Annotated in this window: 16 protein-coding genes and 1 tRNA gene; 11 read left to right on the plus strand and 6 right to left on the minus strand. The window is 67.0% G+C overall.

Translation table 11 applies throughout. The annotated features are described in order from the left end of the window. Positions 1-519: 519 nt before the first annotated feature. The 3 genes from ACFLIM_RS48705 to ACFLIM_RS48715 form a co-directional block, all read right to left on the minus strand. Entirely contained in the window at positions 520-1,164 is a 645-nt protein-coding gene (locus ACFLIM_RS48705; RefSeq protein ID WP_393177480.1) for a hypothetical protein, read from the minus strand. 315 nt (positions 1,165-1,479) lie between these two features. Then, positions 1,480-1,713 carry a DUF2399 domain-containing protein gene (locus ACFLIM_RS48710; RefSeq protein WP_393177508.1) on the minus strand — a complete coding sequence of 78 codons (234 nt, stop codon included), beginning with the start codon at positions 1,711-1,713 and terminating at the stop codon, positions 1,480-1,482. A 538-nt stretch (positions 1,714-2,251) separates the two neighbouring features. Continuing rightward, positions 2,252-2,467: a hypothetical protein gene (locus tag ACFLIM_RS48715; RefSeq protein WP_393177482.1), complete on the minus strand. Its 216-nt coding sequence runs from the start codon at positions 2,465-2,467 to the stop codon at positions 2,252-2,254. 847 nt (positions 2,468-3,314) lie between these two features. Between ACFLIM_RS48715 and ACFLIM_RS48720 the strand changes: the two genes are divergently transcribed. The 3 genes from ACFLIM_RS48720 (at position 3,315) to ACFLIM_RS48730 (ending at position 4,672) form a co-directional block, all read left to right on the plus strand. Beyond that, entirely contained in the window at positions 3,315-3,578 is a 264-nt protein-coding gene (locus ACFLIM_RS48720; RefSeq protein WP_393177484.1) for a hypothetical protein, read from the plus strand. A gap of 135 nt (positions 3,579-3,713) precedes the next feature. Beyond that, positions 3,714-4,361 (plus strand): hypothetical protein, encoded by a 648-nt coding sequence (locus ACFLIM_RS48725; RefSeq protein WP_393177486.1) that lies wholly within the window; start codon positions 3,714-3,716, stop codon positions 4,359-4,361. A 68-nt stretch (positions 4,362-4,429) separates the two neighbouring features. Further along, positions 4,430-4,672 carry a hypothetical protein gene (locus ACFLIM_RS48730; protein WP_393177488.1) on the plus strand — a complete coding sequence of 81 codons (243 nt, stop codon included), beginning with the start codon at positions 4,430-4,432 and terminating at the stop codon, positions 4,670-4,672. A gap of 219 nt (positions 4,673-4,891) precedes the next feature. Here ACFLIM_RS48730 and ACFLIM_RS48735 read toward each other — a convergent pair whose 3' ends face one another. Beyond that, complete coding sequence (locus ACFLIM_RS48735; protein ID WP_393177490.1) at positions 4,892-6,982, minus strand: hypothetical protein; 2,091 nt, start codon at positions 6,980-6,982, stop codon at positions 4,892-4,894. A 212-nt stretch (positions 6,983-7,194) separates the two neighbouring features. On the opposite strand from ACFLIM_RS48735, the gene ACFLIM_RS48740 reads away from it, so the two are divergent. After that, entirely contained in the window at positions 7,195-8,256 is a 1,062-nt protein-coding gene (locus ACFLIM_RS48740) for an integrase core domain-containing protein (RefSeq protein ID WP_393177492.1), read from the plus strand. Between the two features lie 62 nt (positions 8,257-8,318). Beyond that, positions 8,319-8,888 (plus strand): zinc ribbon domain-containing protein, encoded by a 570-nt coding sequence (locus ACFLIM_RS48745; RefSeq protein ID WP_393177494.1) that lies wholly within the window; start codon positions 8,319-8,321, stop codon positions 8,886-8,888. 147 nt (positions 8,889-9,035) lie between these two features. Here ACFLIM_RS48745 and ACFLIM_RS48750 read toward each other — a convergent pair. Then, positions 9,036-9,121: transfer RNA gene (locus ACFLIM_RS48750), tRNA-Leu, on the minus strand. Between the two features lie 337 nt (positions 9,122-9,458). Between ACFLIM_RS48750 and ACFLIM_RS48755 the strand changes: the two genes are divergently transcribed. Beyond that, entirely contained in the window at positions 9,459-10,085 is a 627-nt protein-coding gene (locus tag ACFLIM_RS48755) for a hypothetical protein (protein ID WP_393177496.1), read from the plus strand. Between the two features lie 224 nt (positions 10,086-10,309). Then, positions 10,310-12,586, plus strand: coding sequence for a chaplin family protein (locus ACFLIM_RS48760; protein ID WP_393177498.1), 2,277 nt, complete (start codon positions 10,310-10,312; stop codon positions 12,584-12,586). Positions 12,587-12,705: 119 nt separating this feature from the next. On the opposite strand, the gene ACFLIM_RS48765 is transcribed toward ACFLIM_RS48760, so the two are convergent. Further along, positions 12,706-12,891, minus strand: a complete 186-nt coding sequence (locus ACFLIM_RS48765; protein ID WP_449291504.1) for a DUF5703 family protein — start codon at positions 12,889-12,891, stop codon at positions 12,706-12,708. 191 nt (positions 12,892-13,082) lie between these two features. Between ACFLIM_RS48765 and topA the strand changes: the two genes are divergently transcribed. From topA to tmk, 4 genes are all read left to right on the plus strand, one after another. Further along, the gene (topA, locus tag ACFLIM_RS48770; protein ID WP_393177500.1) at positions 13,083-15,773 is read left to right on the plus strand and encodes a type I DNA topoisomerase; all 2,691 of its coding nucleotides are present in this window, start codon (positions 13,083-13,085) and stop codon (positions 15,771-15,773) included. Between the two features lie 49 nt (positions 15,774-15,822). Next, positions 15,823-17,025: a metallophosphoesterase gene (locus ACFLIM_RS48775; protein WP_393177502.1), complete on the plus strand. Its 1,203-nt coding sequence runs from the start codon at positions 15,823-15,825 to the stop codon at positions 17,023-17,025. 73 nt (positions 17,026-17,098) lie between these two features. Continuing rightward, a complete protein-coding gene (locus ACFLIM_RS48780) occupies positions 17,099-17,656 on the plus strand; it encodes a helix-turn-helix transcriptional regulator (RefSeq protein WP_393177504.1) in 558 nt (185 codons plus the stop codon). Positions 17,657-17,797: 141 nt separating this feature from the next. Beyond that, the gene (gene tmk, locus ACFLIM_RS48785; protein ID WP_393177506.1) at positions 17,798-19,843 is read left to right on the plus strand and encodes a dTMP kinase; all 2,046 of its coding nucleotides are present in this window, start codon (positions 17,798-17,800) and stop codon (positions 19,841-19,843) included. Positions 19,844-19,966: the final 123 nt, after the last annotated feature.

Consider the following 19,966-nt stretch of genomic DNA (forward strand, 5'->3'; position numbering starts at 1 on the left):
TGCACTTACGAGGTGCCTTTCTGAACTGGCTGGTTGAAGCGTGAAGAACTCCAATCATCCCAGGTCAGGGGGCACCTCACTTCATTTCACGACACTCGCATCAGATTTCAAGCCGTGGATCCAGGCTGAGCTGCTTGTCCGGACAGAGCCGGGGACGTGCTACGGCTCGGACTGGAAGGGAGGGGTATGGCTAACGCGCGTGACCTCGGTGAGCGGATGTTGAGAGTCGTCCAAGACGTTGAACAGGCAGTCACTGCCGGGGGGCCAACTGATACGTGGCCTCCCCGTCCGAATTTCAGCATGGAGTTGCTTACTGCTCTAGCCAGCGCCAGTGACGCCTTCGACAGCGTTCCTGTCATGGAGAGGCTGGTGGCCGATGCGCGTGACGATTGAGGCCGAGTGCAGGAGAGGCCTAAAGATCATTGGAGAGATCCCTCATATCCTGCTCTGTAAGCTGGAGGGCTACAACGGGATAGGCAAGACGAGCGCGATCAGGCTTCTCCAATTGTGTGCAGGCTCTCAGCCTTTCAGTGACGTATCGGGAACCCACCGCTGCCACCGTACGTGTATGTCAACAATGTGCGACTCCGCGGCGACCGTCCAGGACGGCTGGCCGCAGCCGTGCGACGCGATCCACCCGGCGCCGCCCTCGACAGGCTCGGCGATGGGGATGAGATCCGGCGACGCGACCACCTGTACCTTGACCTGTTCTTCGCCGAGGGTCCGCCACCGCACGAAGAACTGCTGGTGAGCGCAGCCGTTCATCGTCGCTGGGAACCCATCGATGACAGCGGGTCTCTCGCCGCCGAAGATTCGCACCGTTGTGGACCCTTCGCTGTCGTACCGATAGCCGGGGTAACTGACTGGCCAACCTGGCAGGTCCTCAAGGCGACCGATTTCGGTGACCACGTCTCCAACTCCCCACCGGTTGTCTGCCTCCGCAGCAGGGGTGGCCCGGTGCCGATACAGCCAGCTGAGGCCGGAGCTGCTGGCCAACAGCAGGCCGAGAGCCACAGCGGTGACGCTGCTGATCTTGTCGGCGCGGTCAAGGCCCGCGTTGATCAGCAGCCACGTGAAGCCGCCACCGGCGACGAGCATCCCGACGATGGCCGCTGGCAGCAGCCAACGCGGATGGGTGCCGGCCTGTGGCTCGCTCTCGGGCACGAAATCCTCCCGCCGGAGCAGTCAGGGTGGCTGCCGTAGCGTACAACAGCGTGCCGCGCGTCGTAGACGAACTGGACAGCCATAGAGTGGCAAAGGCACGCTTGCCGAGCGGCCACCACCGCGATCCGATGTCTGGAGAGAAACCCCGACGGGCGAGCTCGCTGAGCCGGTATCGCTACGCAGTGATGTCACCCTGGAGATGTGGGTGGCCATTGAGGACCACAGCGATCCTCGGGCACTCGCTCTACTTCCTCACCAGATCAGCGACCGCTTCGTTAAGGATCCGCTCTTCCATGACGGCGCGTCCAGCTGCCGTCATTCGGCCGTCAGGTCAGGTGCCCAAGGGCTGGCCGGCGGGCTACCCTTCAGGGGTTCGGACTCGCCATGGATCCGCGCCCGTTCGTAGGTGGTCGTGTCCATGCGCCACGGCTTAGCTCCGTAGCAATCCAGGGCGTAGGTGGTGGCCCGTAGCCCCGCCCAATCGAATCGCCGCGCCAGCGGGCGCGGCCCGAGGTTCTGCGCCGGCTGCGGCTCCTCGTGCAGCGGGATCTAAGCGGTCGTGCTCCTTCGCCTGGCCTACCTCGCCATCATGAACACTTTCGCTGCCGCCGTCGCGGAGTCGGCCAACCTCGAGCCGCGTGCCAGCGTCATGGCGATGCACCCGACGGCTTGATTTCAGGTCCAGTGAGGTGAGGATCAAAATCATGACTGCGGACCTTCTGCGGCGTGCGCCGAACGGGGTCATCGTCGGGGGATACAGCACCGCGATCAGACCCGCCCGGAAGAGCCGAGAGCGGTGGCGAGTGCCGTGTGTTCGAGCTTGGTACGCGCCCGCTCCATGCCGTCGGCGACGATGCGGGGGTACGCCAGTTCCATCGTGGGGACAGGGCGTCGTCCACCGGAGTCCAGGAGGCGTCGGTGCTGGCGACGGGCTCCGGCAGGCGGGGCGCGATCAGTGGGTAAGCGACGGACACGACGCGCTCCCGCAGATCGCGGCCCGGCTCGCCGTACACCCCGAGCAGCTCCAAATGCACGTCTGCCAGGCTGGCCCCTGTCGATTCGAGGTGCCGATTCGATCAGCACCCGGTTAGGGGCTCTTCTGCCCCCTGTCGAACGCCCCCGTGTGGTTCATGATTGATGTGACAAGGGTGGCTGTCGCGATGAACGTGCCTCCGCTCCATACAAGAGCTCCGGCCATCAGTACGCCGTTCTCCCTCGCCACGATGAGTGCGATGAGCGCTATCACCAGTGAAAGCAGTATGGCGACGGTCAAGCAGAGTGCGATGCGCGTGATGACGCTCATTTCTTCTCATTTCGGTCAGATGGATCGAGATTGGAAACCGTGTAGCACCCAGCACCCTCGACGTTGAAGTGCTCAGACTCTGAAACAGCTGTCGTTGCCTCATGGGTGAACGGGGGCTGACGCTAGGTCGGCAGGGGTGTGCCTGCCTGGTTCGGGGTGAGGGGGCGGCGGGAAGCCAGCGGTATGGGCAAGAAGCCGACGGGCTTTCGGTCCGGCCCGTCGATCCTCGTGTGCATCCGCCGATGTTTGGGTCAAGCGGAGGTTGGGTGCGCAATAAAGATCATCTTGTTAAGAAGACCAAGATCACAAAGTGATGCTCCCTTTGCTTGTGGCCCAGTGATCGGCAGGGCTGGTTTGAGCGGCGCAACATGAGTTGCCGCTTCTGTGGCTCTCGTCCATCGTCGCCCCAGATTATGACGGTTCGTGGGCTGAGGCGCATGTGCAAATGCATGTGCGGTTATAGATTTTCTCCTCATGGATGAGAATCCTCTTCTATCGGGCGGCTACTAGGCCCATAATGAGGTCACTTCGTGCCCTTGTGCGTGCTTTGTTCCTATCGTCGCGATATTTGACTACGGAAGGTGTCTGCACGTGCAAGGGCGCGACACAGAGGTGAGCGACAGCAGTGCGTCGCATGTAGCGGCAATGCGTGCTCGTCGAGCTGCATGCAGCAAATGTGTTCGTGACGGCAAGGTAGACCAGGCGAAGGAGCACGACTGATCATCCTGCCGCACGCGATTCCGCCTCCTGGTGACAGGAACGCGCGCACGCCATGCGAAGCCCTCATATGGTCATGACCTGGGCGGATGTAATTTTCGGCAGGCGCAGTGCGGCATGATGATCGGTCATGCTCCTTCGCCTGGCCTATCTGACTATTACCAACGCCTTCGCCGCGCTGCGGTTGCTGCCGATGGGAGATCGGGACAAGGACGTCGAGATTCTCGCCCTGCGTCACCAGATCACCGTCCTCGAACGGCAACTCGGCGACGACACCCGGGTGAGATTCGCCCCGGAAGACCGGGCCTTTCTCGCCGCGCTCCTGACAGCGCTGCCCCGCGAGGTCCTACGCCGGCTACGCCTTCTCGTCCGGCTGGATACCGTCCTGCGCTGACACCGCGATCTGATGAAACGGCGCCATGCCCGTACCTGCCGGCCAAAACGGCCTGGACGTCCCCCCACGGTCCGCTCCATCCGCGCTCTCATCCTGCGCCTGGTCAAGGAGAACCCGGGCTGGGGATATAGGTGGGTGCACGGAGAGCTCGCCACGCTCGGCATCAAGGTCGCGCCGTCCACCGTCTGGGAGATCCTCAAGCAGGAAGGTCTCGATCCGGCGCCCGGGCGGGCGTCCAGCACCTGGGCCGACTTCCTACGCTCGCAAGCCGACGCGCTGCTGGCCTGCGACTTCATCGAGGCCATCACCCTCAACGGCCAGCGCCAATACATCCTGGCCGTCATCGAGCACACCACCAGGCGCATCCGCGTGCTCGGCACCACCGCTCACCCAAGCGCAAACTGGGTCATCCAGGCGATCAAGAATCTCGTGATGGACCTGGAAGATGCGGGCTGCCGAGCCCGCTATCTGATCCGAGACCGGGACGCGAAGTTCCCCGCCCTCATGGACGACATCCTCGCCGACGCCGGTATCCAGACCGTGCTCACCGGGATCCGGGTACCGCGGATGAACTCGATCATGGAGCGGTGGGTGCAGTCTTGCCGCCGCGAGCTCCTCGACCGGTGCCTCCTGTGGAACGAACGCCACCTGCGTCACGCACTACACGAGTACGAACGGTTGTCACCTATAACCAGCACCGCGCCCATCAAGCCCTGGACCAAGCGGCCCCGCTGCGCGCCGTGCCCAATCCGATCATGGATCCAGAGCGAATCATCGACCTGAAGGTACGCCGACAAGACCGGCTCGGCGGAGTCCTCCACGAGTGCTCACATGCCGCTTGACCTCCATGGATGGAATTTTCGGCAGGCGCACTGCTCGGACATGCCAGCATCGTGCTCACCGCCGACACCTACACCTCGGTGTTGCCGCAGCTGTATCACGACAGCGCCCGGGTCACCGCCCGGCTTGTCCTCCAGGCAGCTCGCAAGACCACACGTAAAGTGAAGGGGCACCGACGAAATTCGTTGACCTGGGAAGACGCGACTTCCACGATGATCGTCTTCCACACTAAGGGAGATCATCTTCCAGTTTGAGCGGCAAGATCGTCAATGAGTCCCCGGTCGGCGCTCTGATCACGGCACCAGGTGCGTCGTCGCAGGTCAGGAATTTCGTCGGTGCCCCCACGACTGCGGCTCGGCGGTGAGCCGGTTCGTATGCGCTCTCTTCTGCTCGCCGGTCTTGGCCGAGCAGAAGAGAGCGTAACGAGTTCTTCTCCGCCGAAATTCAAGCCGGAAGACGCCTTGCGCCGGAGGTCACTTCTTCTTGGCCGGCGGCCGCATCGGAATGACGTCCTTTTCCGGCGGCAGAGCGAAGACGGGGGTGACCAGGTCCGGGTTGGTGTAGTCGTAGAACGCGGCAGCCCGGGAATAGCGCCATGCCGGGTCGAGGAACCTGAAGACGAGCTGCCCGGCGGCGGAGCGGTCGTCGATGATGAAGCCGTAGTCCTGGGTGGTGTCGGGGTAGGCGTTCCTGGAACCGATGTAGAACGCCGTGTCGTCGACTAGGACGACCTTGCTGTGGAGACGGCACTTGTGACCGTTGCGCCAGGTCGGAGAATTGGAGACGCGGAACGGCGCCAGTTGCAGGTGGTCCTTCATGGCCTTGTTCGCCGCAGCGACGTCCTGGGCCTGCAGAAGGACGCGTTCGAACAGTGGCCGGGCCGTCTCGGCGACGATGTCGTCGATGTTGGAGTAGTCCGGCGGGCCCGGGTTGCTGACGACGATCCGGACCTTCACGCCGTTCAGCAGTTTAGCGGCGAGAACGTCGAACAGCCGGACGTCGAACTTGGCATGGAACAACGGGAACCGGGCGACGCCGCTGATGTCCTGCTGCACCAGAACGATCTTCTTCTTGGCGCAGGCGACCAGCGCGCGCAGAGCATTGGCGTCGGGATTGACCGTCATAAAGTCGCGGTCGGTGTTGGTCTCGTTGTTCGCCGTGCGCCAGCTCAAGTCGATGTCCCACTTGCGCAGGTAGGCCTCGACGGCCCCGTCGCCGTTCTCGTCCCCGTCCCCGGAGGGTGCCGCGTTGTCGCACGCGGCACCCTCGACATGGACGACGTACGGCGGCTGGTACTTCGAAAGCTTGTCCCTTTCCATGACGCCGTATCCGAGGCTCCCGACGGAAAGCACCTTCAGTCCGCCGTCGGCTTCCGGCAGCGGACGGAATTTCTCGGGATAGAGCGTGGCCATTGCCTTGGCCCTGGATTCGTCGGGGCCGGTGGCGTCCGTGGCGACCCAGACCGGTGACTGGAGTCCGGGATCATCGTGCAGGCAGATCCACCCCCACAGGATGTCCAGGAACCTCCCGGCCGAGAAGGCGGCCGGGCCGCGCAGTGCCAGGTCGAGGTCCGTCACCGGAGCCCCGCCGCCCCGGGAATTCGCCGGGCCGTCCTGGTAGTAGAAGTTCGCCATCCAGTTGACGCCGCCGTGGACGACGGTCAGGCCGTCCACGAGAACGAACTTGGTGTGGTTGTACGACGTGATACCGCGGGTCGTCATCGCCGCGACGATGAGCTCGACGTTGCCGTCCACGGGTTCGAGCATCTCCTTCAGTTTGTGGAGAAAATGCCACGGGTCCGCCGTGGGGTCGTTCAGGACGCCGGTCATGACCCGCACCTGAAGCCTTCTCGCGGGTGTGAATCCCCGCGCGGCGGTTCGGATCCCGTTGGCCATGGCGTCGAGGAACAGCCCGTCCGGGAACGGTCCGCCGGGCGACCACGCCGAATCGATCACCCCGAATCCGGTGATGTCTACGCAGCGCTTCGCCTGGGAGATGTTGGTCTCCAGTTTGTGCAGGAGGGCGCGGACTCCCGGGTTGGCCTGGCCGCCGGGAGTGGGAGGGACGTCGAGGCCCCAAAAGTCGGGTACCGGCAGGAGCCACGATGCCGGGTCGGTTCCGGAAAGGTCGAGTTTGTTGCCGGTGGTGAGTTCCCAGACCGTCTTCTCCAGGCCCGGTGAGACCTGCTTCAATTCGGTGACGACGGCGTCCATGTACGGTGTCGTCGGCTGCGGATACGGTTGCATGCGGATATCCCCTTGCTCAGGCCCTGTAGCCGGGGCGTGGAAGGACGTCCCGCCCGTCTGCTGCGGGCTCCGACGGCACCGCCACCCGTTCCCCCCGGGCGACCGTCGGAGCGCCCCTTGGGACGTCCTCGGGCAGGATGCATCACCCGACAAACCCCCGTCAACCAGCGCAAGGGCCATATTGGCCTCCAGTTCGATCGCATCAAGGAGGGTGAACAGCGCCGCGCGGTGGGAGCTGTAGTACTGCTCCAGCAGCGGCAGGTAATTGTTGCCGTGATGCGCCGAGATCGCCTCATGCGCGCCGGCCAGCGCCTCCACACGGCCGGACCAGATAGGCGTGAGCCGCCCAGGTCGCCTGCCCTTCCACGCAGGGACAGACAGGAACGCTGGAAGGTGACATCCCGGTCATGTGAAGGATGTGAACGTCGTTCGATGCCTGTCACGCCTACTGCTGGCCCCATTCCCGAGGACGCCTGTGCTGTGCCAATACTTGTACAGGGTGGTTGACCTGCGGTTTATCCTCGCTCTTCGTGTGCTTCCGTCTGCTGTATCTGATCTTCATCCGGGTTGTGGACTGGCTGATCCTGCTGGCCCGCAGCGATGCCTCCAAGGAAGTGGAAATTCTCGTGCTGCGGCATGAGGTGGCGGTGCTGCGCCGTCAGGTGGCTCGTCCGCGGCCGGATTGGGCCGACCGGGCGATCCTGGCCGCGCTCACGCGGCGCCTTCCGCGCCGGTTTCGGGGGTATCGGATCGTGACGCCGGGCACTCTGCTGGCCTGGCACCGCAGGCTGGTCAAGCGGCACTGGACCTACCCGGGCAACGCCGGCCGTCCGCCGATCGCCGAGGAGGTGCGTGACCTGGTCGTACGGTTGGCCAAGGAGAATCCCCGGTGGGGCTATCGGAGGATTCAAGGTGAGCTGATCGGCTTGGGACATCGGGTGGGGGAGGGCACGATCCGCCGCCTCCTGGCGGCGGCCAGGCTCGGCCCGGCACCACGTGAAGTGTCACCGAGTTGGCGGCAGTTCTTGGCCTCACAGGCCGCCGGCCTGCTGGCCTGTGACTTCGTGCACGTCGACACCGTTTTCCTCAAGCGGTTGTACATCTTCTTCGTGATGGAGATCGAAACCCGTCGTATCCACATCCTGGGCGTCACCGCTCACCCGACCGGGGCGTGGACCGCTCAGCAGGCCCGGAACCTGCTGATGGACCTGGGGGAGCGTTTCGGCCGGTTCAAGTTCCTCATCAGAGACCGCGATGGCAAATTCTCCCAGGTCTTCGACCGGGTGCTCACTGGCTCCGGCGTACGCATCCTCAAGATTCCGCCGCGGGCCCCTCGAGCGAATTGCTACGCAGAGCGATTTGCCGGAACACTACGGCGTGAGTGCCTAGACCACGTGCTGGTCCATGGTGAGCGGCATCTGCGCCGGGTGCTCACCGAATTCGAGCGGCACTATAACGATCACCGACCGCATCAGTCCCGAGATCAAACCCCGCCACTGCACGAGCCCGGCCGGCTGATCGACATGAGGGCGCCGGTCCGACGGACCAAGGCTGTCTCGGGATTGATCAATCAGTACCGTCGAGCGGCTTAGCGATCGCTTGCATCCCAGGTGAGAGCCAGGACACGAGTATTGGCACGGCACAGGGGCGGCAGGTGTGGAACCGGCAGCCGAGCGAGCAGGAGTTGATCGATCCGGGCAACACCGGGCTGGGGCATCGGCAGGTGCAGCGGTGGAATCTGCCTGACGGCTGGGTCATCTCCACCCGTCCCGCGCACCTGGCACTGGTCAGCGAGGCGGACTTCATCGCGGTCCAAGGGATGCGTGCGGCAGCCGAGGGAACGCGTTCGGAGCGTTGCTATCTGCTGGCCGGGCTGTTGCGCTGCGGGATCTGTGGCCGACGGCTGGAATCGTGCTGGGCCAACAACCGGGCCGCCTACCGCTGCCGGCACGGCCACAGCAGCGCCAGCCGCCCCGATCCCGACCGGCCCAAGAACCTCTACATCCGCCAGGATCGCATCCTGCCGCACCTGCCGGCCCTGTACGTGCTGCTGGCCGGACCTGATCTCGCCGACTGGCCGACCAGCGCTCTGCCGCTCGGCGTCGCGGACATCATCGGCCGTCTGCGCGCCGACCGCATCACCTTGGTCTACGATCCCGAGACTCGCGCCCTGAGGGCGGACACGCGAGAGGAGGTGAAGGTCATCCTGGATCCCGCCCGCTGACTTGTAGCAGACAAGACACCGTGCTCCGATGTCTCCGGCTTGCTGGAAGGAGGAAGGTCAGCAAGCCCTGATCCCGGCGTCAGCCGAAGGCTGGGCCAGGGTGACGTAGCGTCATGCCCGGAAATGCCCAGCTATGTACAACTTTCGTGTCCGAGGGGGGACTTGAACCCCCATGCCCATCACTGGGCACTAGCACCTCAAGCTAGCGCGTCTGCCTATTCCGCCACCCGGACTTGGTGCCTGCACGCGGGACCGTCATCCCGCGTCGGCTCAGTAAGGTTAGCAAACTCTGAGGAGTGCGTCATACCAAGAATTCCCGCCCCTCCCAGAAGTCGCCAGGCAGGCGGGATGGCCTGGTCGGGGGCTCCTGATGGTGCTTTCGTGGTGTCCGCCAAGTGGTAATGGGGCAGTTGGGGTTGGTTTGGGTCATGGGGGCTTGGTTGATTTCTGGGTCTCAGGTGAAAAGCACTTGCGGCAACCTTGGGTGCTGCTACGGTTACGGACCGTTGAGGGGTGAGTCCACGGACCGGCCTCACGACGTGAGGCCGGTTCTGGAGCTGGGGAGGTCACGTGGCGCGCGCGGCGGTGCAGCGGCTGAGGGCGATGTCCCTCGCGGCGTGCCGCATGCCCGTGACCGTCCCGGCGCAGGACGCGACCACCGATCGGGTTGACCGGATGGCGCGGTTCGCGGCCGGTGCCCGTCGGCTCGTCGTGCGGGTAGTCGCGATTGGCGCCCTTGTGGCCGCCGGGTGGCTGCTTGCTGTTGTGTTCGGCATGCTCACCGCTGCTCCGGCGGCCGCGAACGCCACCACGGCGACTGCGGCCACGGCCACGACCGCGGACGCCACCTCGGCGACCGTGGCGACAGGCGTCGGCGCAGCTCAGTCCGACGGCCTCGCCGGCCGCGAACACGTCTCGGCGTCGGACAATGCCGAGGCGATGGCCGGCCGTACGGTTGATGGGCTCAACAGCCAGCAGGATCCTGGCCTGCCTGCACCATCCACCGCCGGAAAGATCCTGGACACCAATGGCTTGGCGCCCAATGGCGGTGGCAGCGGCCCGTTCGGGCCCGCAACGGGGGATGTCGCGAGGTCCGTGTTCGAACCGCGACTCCAGGCTCGGCGCGCCCTCCTGGCGTCCGTGCTTCCCCCCGTCGTCCGCACAGCGGCGGACGACCCCTCTTTCTCACCTGACTGATCCCCGCCCACCAGGCACCGGTCGCGGCTTTCACCAGCCATCGGTCCCTGCTCGAGCAATGCGGCGGAGCGTGGCGAACATCCCCTCCGCCGGCGGGTGAACACGTCAGTTCAGTTGGTTCGCGAACGAGTCTGAGGTCTCCGCTGTGCGCGAAACCTCGCATGGCCTCGGGCTGCCCGCGAGCCGTTCAGGTATCCCCCCAAGAACCACTAGGAGCATTCATCATGCGTACGTGGGCGAAGGCATCGACCCCCGCGGCCCTGCTGGCCGTGGCCGTCATGTCGTTCGGCGGCAGTGGCACCGCGCTGGCCGACACCTCGGGCAACGCGTCCGTCGGCGGCGGCAACCAGGTCAACCTGCCGATCTCGCTTCCCATCGACATCAGTGGCAACTCCGTCGCCGGGGCCGGCTCGGCGAACGCCTCCTCGCAGGGCGGCGCCGAGGTCGTCAACGACGGCAGGAGCGGCATCCCCAACAGGACCTCAGGAAACGCGAGCGTGCTCGGCGGCAACCAGGTGAACGCGCCGATCAGCGTGCCGATCAACGCCTGTGGCAACGCCGTCTCCCTCGTCGGCAAGTCCGACGCGGGCTGCAAGGGCGGGGCCACCGTTCGCAACCAGGGCAAGGGTGGTGCGGGCGGCAACCGTACCTCCGGCAACGCGAGCGTGCTCGGCGGCAACCAGCTCACCGCGCCGATCAGCGCCCCGCTGAACCTCTGCGGGAACGCGGTCGCGATCTTCGGGGACGCGACGGCGGGCTGCAAGGGCGGCTCCAGCGTCTACAACACAGGTGTGGGGGCCGGTGGAAACCGCACGTCGGGCGACGCGAGCGTGCTCGGCGGCAACCAGGTCATCGCGCCGATCTCCGCGCCGGTGAACATCTGCGGGAACGCGGTGGCGGTGTTCGGGAAGGCGTTCGCGGGCTGCAGGGGCGGCTCGACCGTCACCAACGACGGCGGCCCCGGGCGTGGCTACCAGCGCCACATGGCCGCCGGCTCGACCGGCAACGACACTGACGGGCGCTTCGGGGCGGGCAGCGGCAACCAGGTCGTCGCCCCGGTCAGCCTGCCCGTCGACGTCTGCGGCAACGCCGTGGGCAACGCGCCCGCCGGCTGCAAGGGCGGCTCCAAGGTCGAGAACTCCGGCGGCGGCTCCGGGGCGGGTGGCAACACCACCTCCGGGCAGGCGGGCGTGTTGAGCGGTAACCAGGCCGTCGCGCCGATCACCGCTCCCGTCGACGTCTGCGGCAACGCGGCGGCCGTGCTCGGCCACGCGTTCGCGGGCTGCCAGGGCGGCGCCCACGTCAAGAACGGCGGCAGGGGTGCGGGCGGCAACCACACCTCCGGGCGGGCGGGCGTCGGGTCCGGCAACCAGCTCGTGGCGCCGATCACCGCTCCGGTCAACGTCTGCGGCAACGCCGCGGCGCTGCTCGGGGCGTCCGAGGCCCACTGCAAGGGTGGGGCCGGCGTCTGGCCGCACCGCGGCGTGGGCGGTGGCGGCAACACGACCTCCGGCAAGGCGGGCGTGCTGGCGGGCAACCAGCTCATCGCGCCGATCACCGCTCCAATCAACGTCTGCGGCAACGCCGCGGCCGTCCTGGGCGACGCCGCGGCCGGGTGCCTCGGCGGGTCGCGCGTCGGCCGGCCCGGCTACGAGGGGCTTGGCGGCTACGACCGCTTCCTCCGCGCCACCGGCAAGGCCGCGGCTCCCCAGGGCGGGCTGCTGCCCATGCTGCCCGCCGTACCGGCCCTGAGCGGCCTGCAGGATGTCAACGGCGTCACCCAGCAGCTGCAGGACGTCAGCGGCATCACCGCGCAACTGCAGGACGTGAGCAGCGTCGCCCAGCCGCTCCAGGACATCGGTGGCGTCGCTCAGCCGCTGCAGGATGTCAGCGGGGCCGCCCAGCCGCAGCAGGGCGCGGGCCTGACCGCGCTGCCGGTGGTCGGCGACGCGTCCAAGGCGCTGCCGGTGGTCGGCGACGCCTCCCAGGCGCTGCCGGTGGTCGGGGACGCGTCCAAGGCGCTGCCCGCGCTCGGCGACGTGTCCAAGGCGCTGCCTGCGGTGGGTGACGCCTCCACGTCGCTGCCCGTGGTCGGGGACGCCTCCACATCGCTTCCGGTGGTCGGGGACGCCTCCCAGGTGCTCGGCCTGCCGAACCTGCCCGAGCTGCCGGGTCTGCCCGCCCAGGCGCAGACCCCGGCCAAGCCGGCGAAGACCGCGGTGTCCGCCCCGGTCGACGGCGCCGGGCGTACCGGATCGTCGAGCGCGGTCTCCGCGCTGGACCCGGCGACCGCGCTGATCGCCTCCACCCCCGTCGGCGGCGCGGTGGCCGCGGCCACCAGCGGCCTGCCGGTCGACCTCGGCCTGATGAGCGCCGAGCAGCCCGCGGGCGTCACCGGGATGAACTCGGGCTCTCTGCTCGCTCTCGTCCTCGGCTCGCTGTTCGCCGCCTCGGCGATGCTGTTCGGGGCTGCCCGCCGGTTCCGGTTCGGCCGTAAGTAAGGGAATCGGCAAGCACGTAAACCAGGTACGGCTGCTGCTCACATCCCGTGAGTAGTCAGCGATAGACGCTTTGCCCGTTCCGGGGGCGCGGCCCGGGGCGGGCAAAGCCATGTCCATGGTCAAAGCGTGCTGCGTACCCGCAGGATCTTACGACGTAGTCGTACATGACGGCTTCCGTCGGGGTGGACCCGCACGCGGGCGAGCTCCCACTGGCCGTACTCTGCGTGTTCGGTCAGCAGTTGACGTGCTGCTTCGCGAGTGAGGTCGCGCGGAATGAAGATATCCATGTAGGAGTAGTCGAGCACAACGATTAGTCTCCAGGGTGAGTCAGGGCGCCTTGCCGCTCGATGGGCCTTATTCTGCGTGCTTGTGGGTGGACCCGGAAGCTAGTGGGTAGCCCGGGGGGAAGGAAATTTCCGCGAGTCGGGTTACCTTTCAGTCTGTGCCGACTCACGGCCAGGGGGATTTGCAAGCGAACAGCGAGGTAGGAAGCAGCGTGCCAGCCAAGAACGGCAGCGCCGGCGGAACACGCCTGGTGATCGTCGAGTCGCCCGCGAAGGCGAAGACGATCGCCGGGTACCTCGGGCGCGGCTACATCGTCGAATCGAGCATCGGCCACATCCGCGACCTGCCGGAGAGGGCCGACGACATCCCTGAGAAGTTCAAGGGGGCCCCGTGGGCGCGTCTGGGTGTCAATGTCGAGCACGAGTTCGAGCCGCTGTACGTCGTCAACCCCGACAAGAGGTCGCAGGTCAACAAGCTGCGGCAGCTGCTGAAGGACGCTGACGAGCTCTATCTGGCGACTGACGAGGACCGCGAGGGCGAGGCCATCGCCTGGCACCTGCGCGAGGTGCTCAAGCCGAAGGTCCCCGTGCATCGCATGGTGTTCCACGAGATCACTCCGCAGGCCATCCGGGACGCGGTCTCCAACCCGCGCGACCTCAACCTGCGCCTGGTCGACGCCCAGGAGACGCGGCGCATTCTCGACCGCCTCTACGGCTACGAGGTCAGCCCGGTCCTGTGGAAGAAGGTCAAGCCGCGCCTGTCGGCCGGTCGGGTGCAGTCGGTGGCGACGCGGCTGGTGGTGGAGCGCGAGCGGGACCGCATGGCGTTCACGCCCGCCCACTACTGGGACCTGCAGGCGCTCTTCGACACCAACAAGGCGGAGGAGCGGCCGCGCGACTTCACCGCGACGCTGGCGGTCGTGGACGGCAGGCGGGTGGCGCAGGGGCGCGACTTCGCCAGCACGGGCCGGCTGAAGAACGCCGACGTGCTGCACCTGTCCGAGGCCGCCGCGGGTGAGCTGGCGGGCCGGCTCCAGGGGGCGTCGTTCGCGGTCAAGTCCGTCGAGCGCAAGCCGTACACGCGTAAGCCCTATGCGCCGTTCCGGACGACCACATTGCAGCAGGAGGCCAGCCGGAAGCTGGGCTTCTCCGCGAAATACACGATGCAGGTCGCGCAGCGGCTCTACGAGAACGGCTACATCACCTACATGCGTACCGACAGCATCACGCTGTCGGAGACCGCCGTGACCGCCGCGCGGTCGCAGGCGATCAAGCTGTACGGGGCCGCGTACGTTCCCGACAAGCCGCGCGTCTACAGCAGCAAGGTGAAGAGCGCGCAGGAGGCGCACGAGGCGATCCGGCCGTCCGGCGAGGAGTTCCGCACGCCTGGTGAGACCAGGCTGTCGGGTGACATGTTCCGGCTGTACGAGCTGATCTGGCAGCGGACCGTGTCCTCGCAGATGAAGGACGCCGTGGGCGAGTCGGTCACGGTGAAGGTGGCGGGCAGGTCGTCGTCCGGCGAGAACGTCGAGTTCAGCGCCTCCGGGCGGACGATCACGTTCTACGGGTTCCTCAAGGCCTACGTCGAGGGCTCTGACGATCCCTCGACCGACCGCGACGACTCGGAGAAGCGGCTGCCGAACCTGGCCGAGGGCGACGCGCTGAGCGTGACGCGGCTCGAGGTGGCCGGCCACTCGACCAAGCCGCCCGCGCGTTACACCGAGGCGTCGCTGGTCAAGGAGCTGGAGGATCGGGAGATCGGGCGGCCGTCGACGTACGCGTCGATCATCGGGACGATTCTCGACCGCGGCTACGTGTTCAAGAAGGGCACGGCGCTGGTGCCGTCGTTCCTGGCGTTCGCGGTGGTCAACCTGCTGGAGCAGCATTTCGGCAACCTGGTCGACTACGACTTCACGGCCGAGATGGAGAAGGTGCTCGACGACATCGCCAACGACCGGGCGGAGCGGGTGCCCGAGCTGCAGCGCTTCTACTACGGCACCGACGGCGATGAGGGACTCAAGGAGATGGTCACCGACCTGGGTGACATCGACGCCAAGGAGATCAGCTCGTTCCCGATCAAGGGTACGGACATCGTCATCCGGGTCGGGCGATACGGTCCATACCTGGACAGGGACGGCGCCCGGGTGAACGTGCCCGAGGACACGACGCCCGACGAGCTGACCGCGGAGAAGGCCGAGGAGCTGTTCTCGCGGCCGACTGCTGATCGGCAGCTGGGGCACGACCCGGTGACCGGGCACATGATCGTGGCCAAGGACGGCCGGTACGGGCCTTATGTGACGGAGATCCTGCCGGAGGCGCCCGCGGAGGAGGAGGCTCCCAAGCGGCGGACGAAGAAGGCCGATGCGCCGAAGCCGCGTACGAGCTCGTTGTTCAAGACGATGTCGCTGGACACGATCACGCTTGAGGACGCGCTCACGCTGCTGACGATCCCCAGGGTCGTGGGCGAGTTGGAGGGCGAGGAGGTCGTGGCGCGTAACGGGCAGTTCGGGCCGTACATCAAGAAGGGGACGGACTCGCGTTCGCTGGCCTCCGAGGATGACCTGCTGACGGTCACGATCGACCAGGCGAAGGAGCTGTTCGCGCAGCCCAAGCAGCGCGGACGGGGGCGGGCCGCGGCGGCGGCGCCGCTGCGCGAGCTCGGCGACGACCCCAACTCCAAGAAGCCCGTGGTGGTCAAGGAAGGGCGGTTCGGCCCTTATGTGACCGACGGCGAGACGAACGCCTCGTTGCGCAAGGGCGACGCGGTCGAGGACATCACGATCGAGCGGGCGGCCGAGCTGCTGGCCGAGCGTCGTGAGCGGGCGCCCGCGCCGAAGAAGACCACGACGCGGAAGGCTCCGGCGAAGAAGCCGCCCGCGAAGAAGCCCGCGGCCAAGTCGTAGCCAGTTGCGGCGGCCGCTGGACGCGGCCGCCGCAAGTAGCATCGTTCACGTGGTGTTCCTGGTCTTGGCCGGCGTCGTCCTGGTGGCGCATTTCTATCTGTGGCATCGGATGGTGCGCTCCACGACCGGCCCCGGGCGGTTGCGTAAGGCGCTGACCTGGGGTTTCGTGGGTCTGGCCGGGCTTCTCGCGGCGACGTTCGCGGGCACGCGGACGGCGGAGTGGCATTGGCTGGCCTGGCCGGGATACCTCTGGCTGGCGCTGCTGTTCTACCTGCTGGTGTTCTTCGTCGTGCTGGAGATACCACGGGCCGTGGCCGGGTCGTTCCTGCGCACGCCCGTGCGGGCGCCGGAGCCTGTCGCGGTCATGGCCGGCGCGCCCGCTCCTGCCGCGCCCGTGGAGCCGCCCGCGCCCGCTCCCATGAGCAGGCGGCTCTTCCTGGGGCGGACCACCGCGGCCATCGCCGGGGCAGGGGCGCTGGGGACTGTCGGGTACGGCCTGACGAGCGCCCTGGGCGATCCCGTGCTCGAATCGGTCAAGATCGCGCTGCCGAAGCTGGATCCGCGGCTCAGCGGCCTGCGGTTCGCCGTGGTGAGCGACATCCACCTGGGGCCGCTCACCGGCCGGTCGCACACCGAGCGTATCGTCCGCATGATCAACGGGCTCGAGGCCGATGTCGTGGCGATCGTGGGCGACCTGGTGGACGGATCGGTGGCCGATCTGGGGCCGCTGGCGCAGCCGTTGCGGAGCGTTGAGTCCCGCTATGGGGCATATTTCGTGACTGGTAATCATGAGTACTTCGCGCCCAACGGGCCCGCCGAGTGGATCGAGGAGCTCGGGCAACTCGGTGTCCGCTCGCTGCGAAACGAGCGTGTGGAGATCAGGCACCAGGGCGCCGTGCTGGACCTGGCCGGGGTGAACGATCTCAACGGCGCCTCCGCGAACGACGGCCCCGACTTCGACAAGGCGCTCGGCAACCGTGACACCAGCCGGTCCACGGTGCTGCTCGCGCACCAGCCGGTCCAGGTCGACCAGGCCGCGCGCCACGGCGTCGACCTGCAGTTGTCCGGGCACACGCACGGCGGGCAGCTGGCGCCGTTCAACCTGGTGGTGGGGTTGCAGCAGCCGGTGGTGTCCGGGCTGGCCACGATCGACGGCGTGCAGGTCTACGTGACCAGGGGCGCCGGTTTCTGGGGGCCGCCCGTACGCGTCGGGGCGCCGCCCGAGATCACGATGCTGGAGTTGCGCGCCTGACTTTCCGCGATCCGGTAGTCACGCACTGCCATCCTAGCGTAGTATCCGAGTGGATACTTTTCGGAGGTGGGGCATGATCTCTTCGCCGGTGGAGCAGGCGCTACGGCGGGACGTGGCCTTCTGGGCCAAACGCGGCGGGCTGCTGTTCAAGCAGGCCAGGCATGCCGCGAGCCTCAACCAGAAGGCCCTGGCCAGCGTGAGCGGCACGTCCAGGACGACGTTGTCGGCCTACGAGCACGGCCGGAAGTCGCCCACGCTGGAGACGGCGGGGCGCATCCTCGACGCGGCCGGGTTCCGGCTGGTGCTGGAGGCGAAGGTCGAGTTCGCCGCCCGCGTAACGGGCGATGGCCGGACGTTCCACGTGCCGAGCCGTTTGACGCGTCTGCCGGTCGCTGCGGCGCTGGGCGTCGTGCGGCTGCGCGAGGGGGTCTACGACCTGGCCGACCGGGACTCGCGCCGGGCGGCCTACACCGTGCTGTTGTGCGAGGGTGGGGCCCAGGAGCTGCTCGATCATGTGGACGGAGTGCTGCTCGTCGAGCTCTGGGACGAGCTGGTCCTGCCGCAGGACATCCGTGCCGAGTGGTGGCCATTGGTGGAAGAGGCCCGACATGAGGCTGGAGTTATGAATTGATGATGTTTTTGGGGGCCTATTCGAGGTGTGTAACCTGCGCGCGAGCCCGCGATCGTAATACCCTCAGCCACGAGCATCCGGGAATAACCGGCTCCTCTGTTGTCCGCCCGCTTCTTGCCAACACCTGGATACGCTGAAAACATGACTGCCCCTGGCCGACGCCGCCCCACCCACGTGCTGGCCAATGCGCCGTTCCGACGGCTCTGGACGGCCATGTCGGTGTGCAGTCTGGGTGACTGGCTCAACATCCTGGCGCTGACCGCACTCGCCGGAAACCTCACCCAGAACGACGACTACCGGGTGCAGTCGCTGGCCATCGGTGGCGTGTTCATCGCCAAGATGTTGCCTTCCGTGCTGCTCGGGCCGCTCGCGGGCGTGTTCGCCGACCGGTTCGACCGGCGGCTGACGATGTTCGGGGCGGACCTGGCCAGGTTCGCCGTGGTGTTGTCGATTCCGTTCGTGCACAGCTACCAGTGGGTCATCATCGCGACCATCCTGGTCGAGTGCGTCAACCTGTTCTGGGTCCCGGCCAAGGACGCCACGGTGCCCAACCTGGTGCCCAAGGAGCAGCTCGAGTCGGCCAACCAGCTCAACCTGCTGGTGACGTACGGCACCGCGCCGATCGCGGCCATGCTCTTCGCGGCGCTGTCCGTGGTGGGCGACGTGGCCACGAGCGTGGTGCCGTTCATGTCAGGCTGGGACGCCACCGGCCTCGCGCTGATCGTGAACGCCTGCGCCTATCTCGTGTCCGCCTTCCTGATCTTCACGCTGCGTGGCATCCCCAAGCGCGACGGCGCGATCTCGACACCCTCGGTGTTCAAGCAGATCGTCGAGGGCTGGCGGTTCGTCGGCGGCAACCGGCTGGTGCGCGGCCTGGTCATCGGGATGCTGGGGGCGTTCGCGGCGGGCGGGGCCGTGGTGGGCGTCGCGAAGATCTACGTGGTGGCGCTCGGGGGCGGCGACGCGGCCTACGGCGTCGTGTTCGGCGCGGTCTTCGTCGGCATGGCACTGGGCATGTTCTTCGGGCTCAGGCTGCTGCGGGAGTTGTCCAGGCGGCGGCTGTTCGGGCTGGCCATCACGGTGGCGGGGGTGGTGCTCGTCGCCACCGCGCTGGTGCACAACCTGGTGATCGTGGTCATGCTGACCGTGGTGCTGGGGGCGTGCGCGGGGATCGCCTGGATCATCGGCTACACGATGATCGGGCTGGAGGTCGAGGACGGGCTGCGGGGCCGTACGTTCTCGTTCCTGCAGTCCACGGCCCGCGTGACGCTGCTGCTCGTGGTGGCGGTGGCCAACCCGCTGGCGGCGCTCTTCGGCGTGCACATCCTGAATCTGGGCGAGTTCGGTTACCGGTTCGACGGGTCCAACCTGGTGCTGGTGATCGGCGGGGTGCTCGCGATGGCCGTCGGCATCCTGGCGCTGCGGCACATGGACGACAGGAAGGGCGTCTCCCTGTCCGCCGACCTGATCGCCGCGGTGCGGGGCGAGCGGTTCCCGGCGGAGTCGCCCGAGCATGTGCCGGGGTTGTTCGTGGCGTTCGAGGGCGGCGAGGGGTCCGGCAAGACGACCCAGTCGCGGCTGATCGCCATCTGGCTGCGTGACCAGGGGTTCGACGTCGTACAGACGCGCGAGCCGGGCTCGACCAAGGTCGGCATGCGGTTGCGCGCCATCCTGCTCGACGCGGCCGAGCGCGGGTTGTCGGCTCGTTCCGAGGCGCTGCTTTATGCCGCCGACCGGGCCGAGCATGTGGAGAAGGTGATCCGGCCCGCCCTCTACCGGGGGTCGCTGGTGGTCACCGATCGTTACGTCGACTCGTCGCTGGCCTATCAGGGCGCCGGACGTTCGCTCGATCCCAAGGACGTCTCCAAGATCAACGCTTGGGCTACGGGTGGGCTGGTGCCGCATCTGACCGTGCTCATCGACACGCCGCCCCAGGTGGGATTGAGGCGGCTGGGCGGGGCGGCCGATCGCATCGAGGCGGAGCCGCTGGAGTTCCATGAACGGGTGCGCAAGGAGTTCCGCGCGCTGGCGGCGGCCGCGCCCGAGCGGTATCTCGTGGTCGATGGTACGTTGGCGGCTGAGGTGATCACCCGGCAGATCCAGGATCGGATTCGGGAGTTGTTGCCGGATCCGGTGCCGCGGGAGTCGGAGGACTCCACGGGGACCATGCCTGCCATCCGCGACTAGCCCGGCTTGATTCGGCGAAGCCGGGAAGATCGAGTCAAGTTTGGTGATGTTGGGCTGATGTTGGGCGGAGTCGCTGGTCAGGCGGCGATCCCGCCACGGTGAGCGAGATCGTCGATGGCTCGC

Origin of the sequence: Nonomuraea marmarensis, assembly GCF_043197025.1 — a bacterium.
In the GTDB taxonomy this organism is placed as follows: domain Bacteria; phylum Actinomycetota; class Actinomycetes; order Streptosporangiales; family Streptosporangiaceae; genus Nonomuraea; species Nonomuraea marmarensis.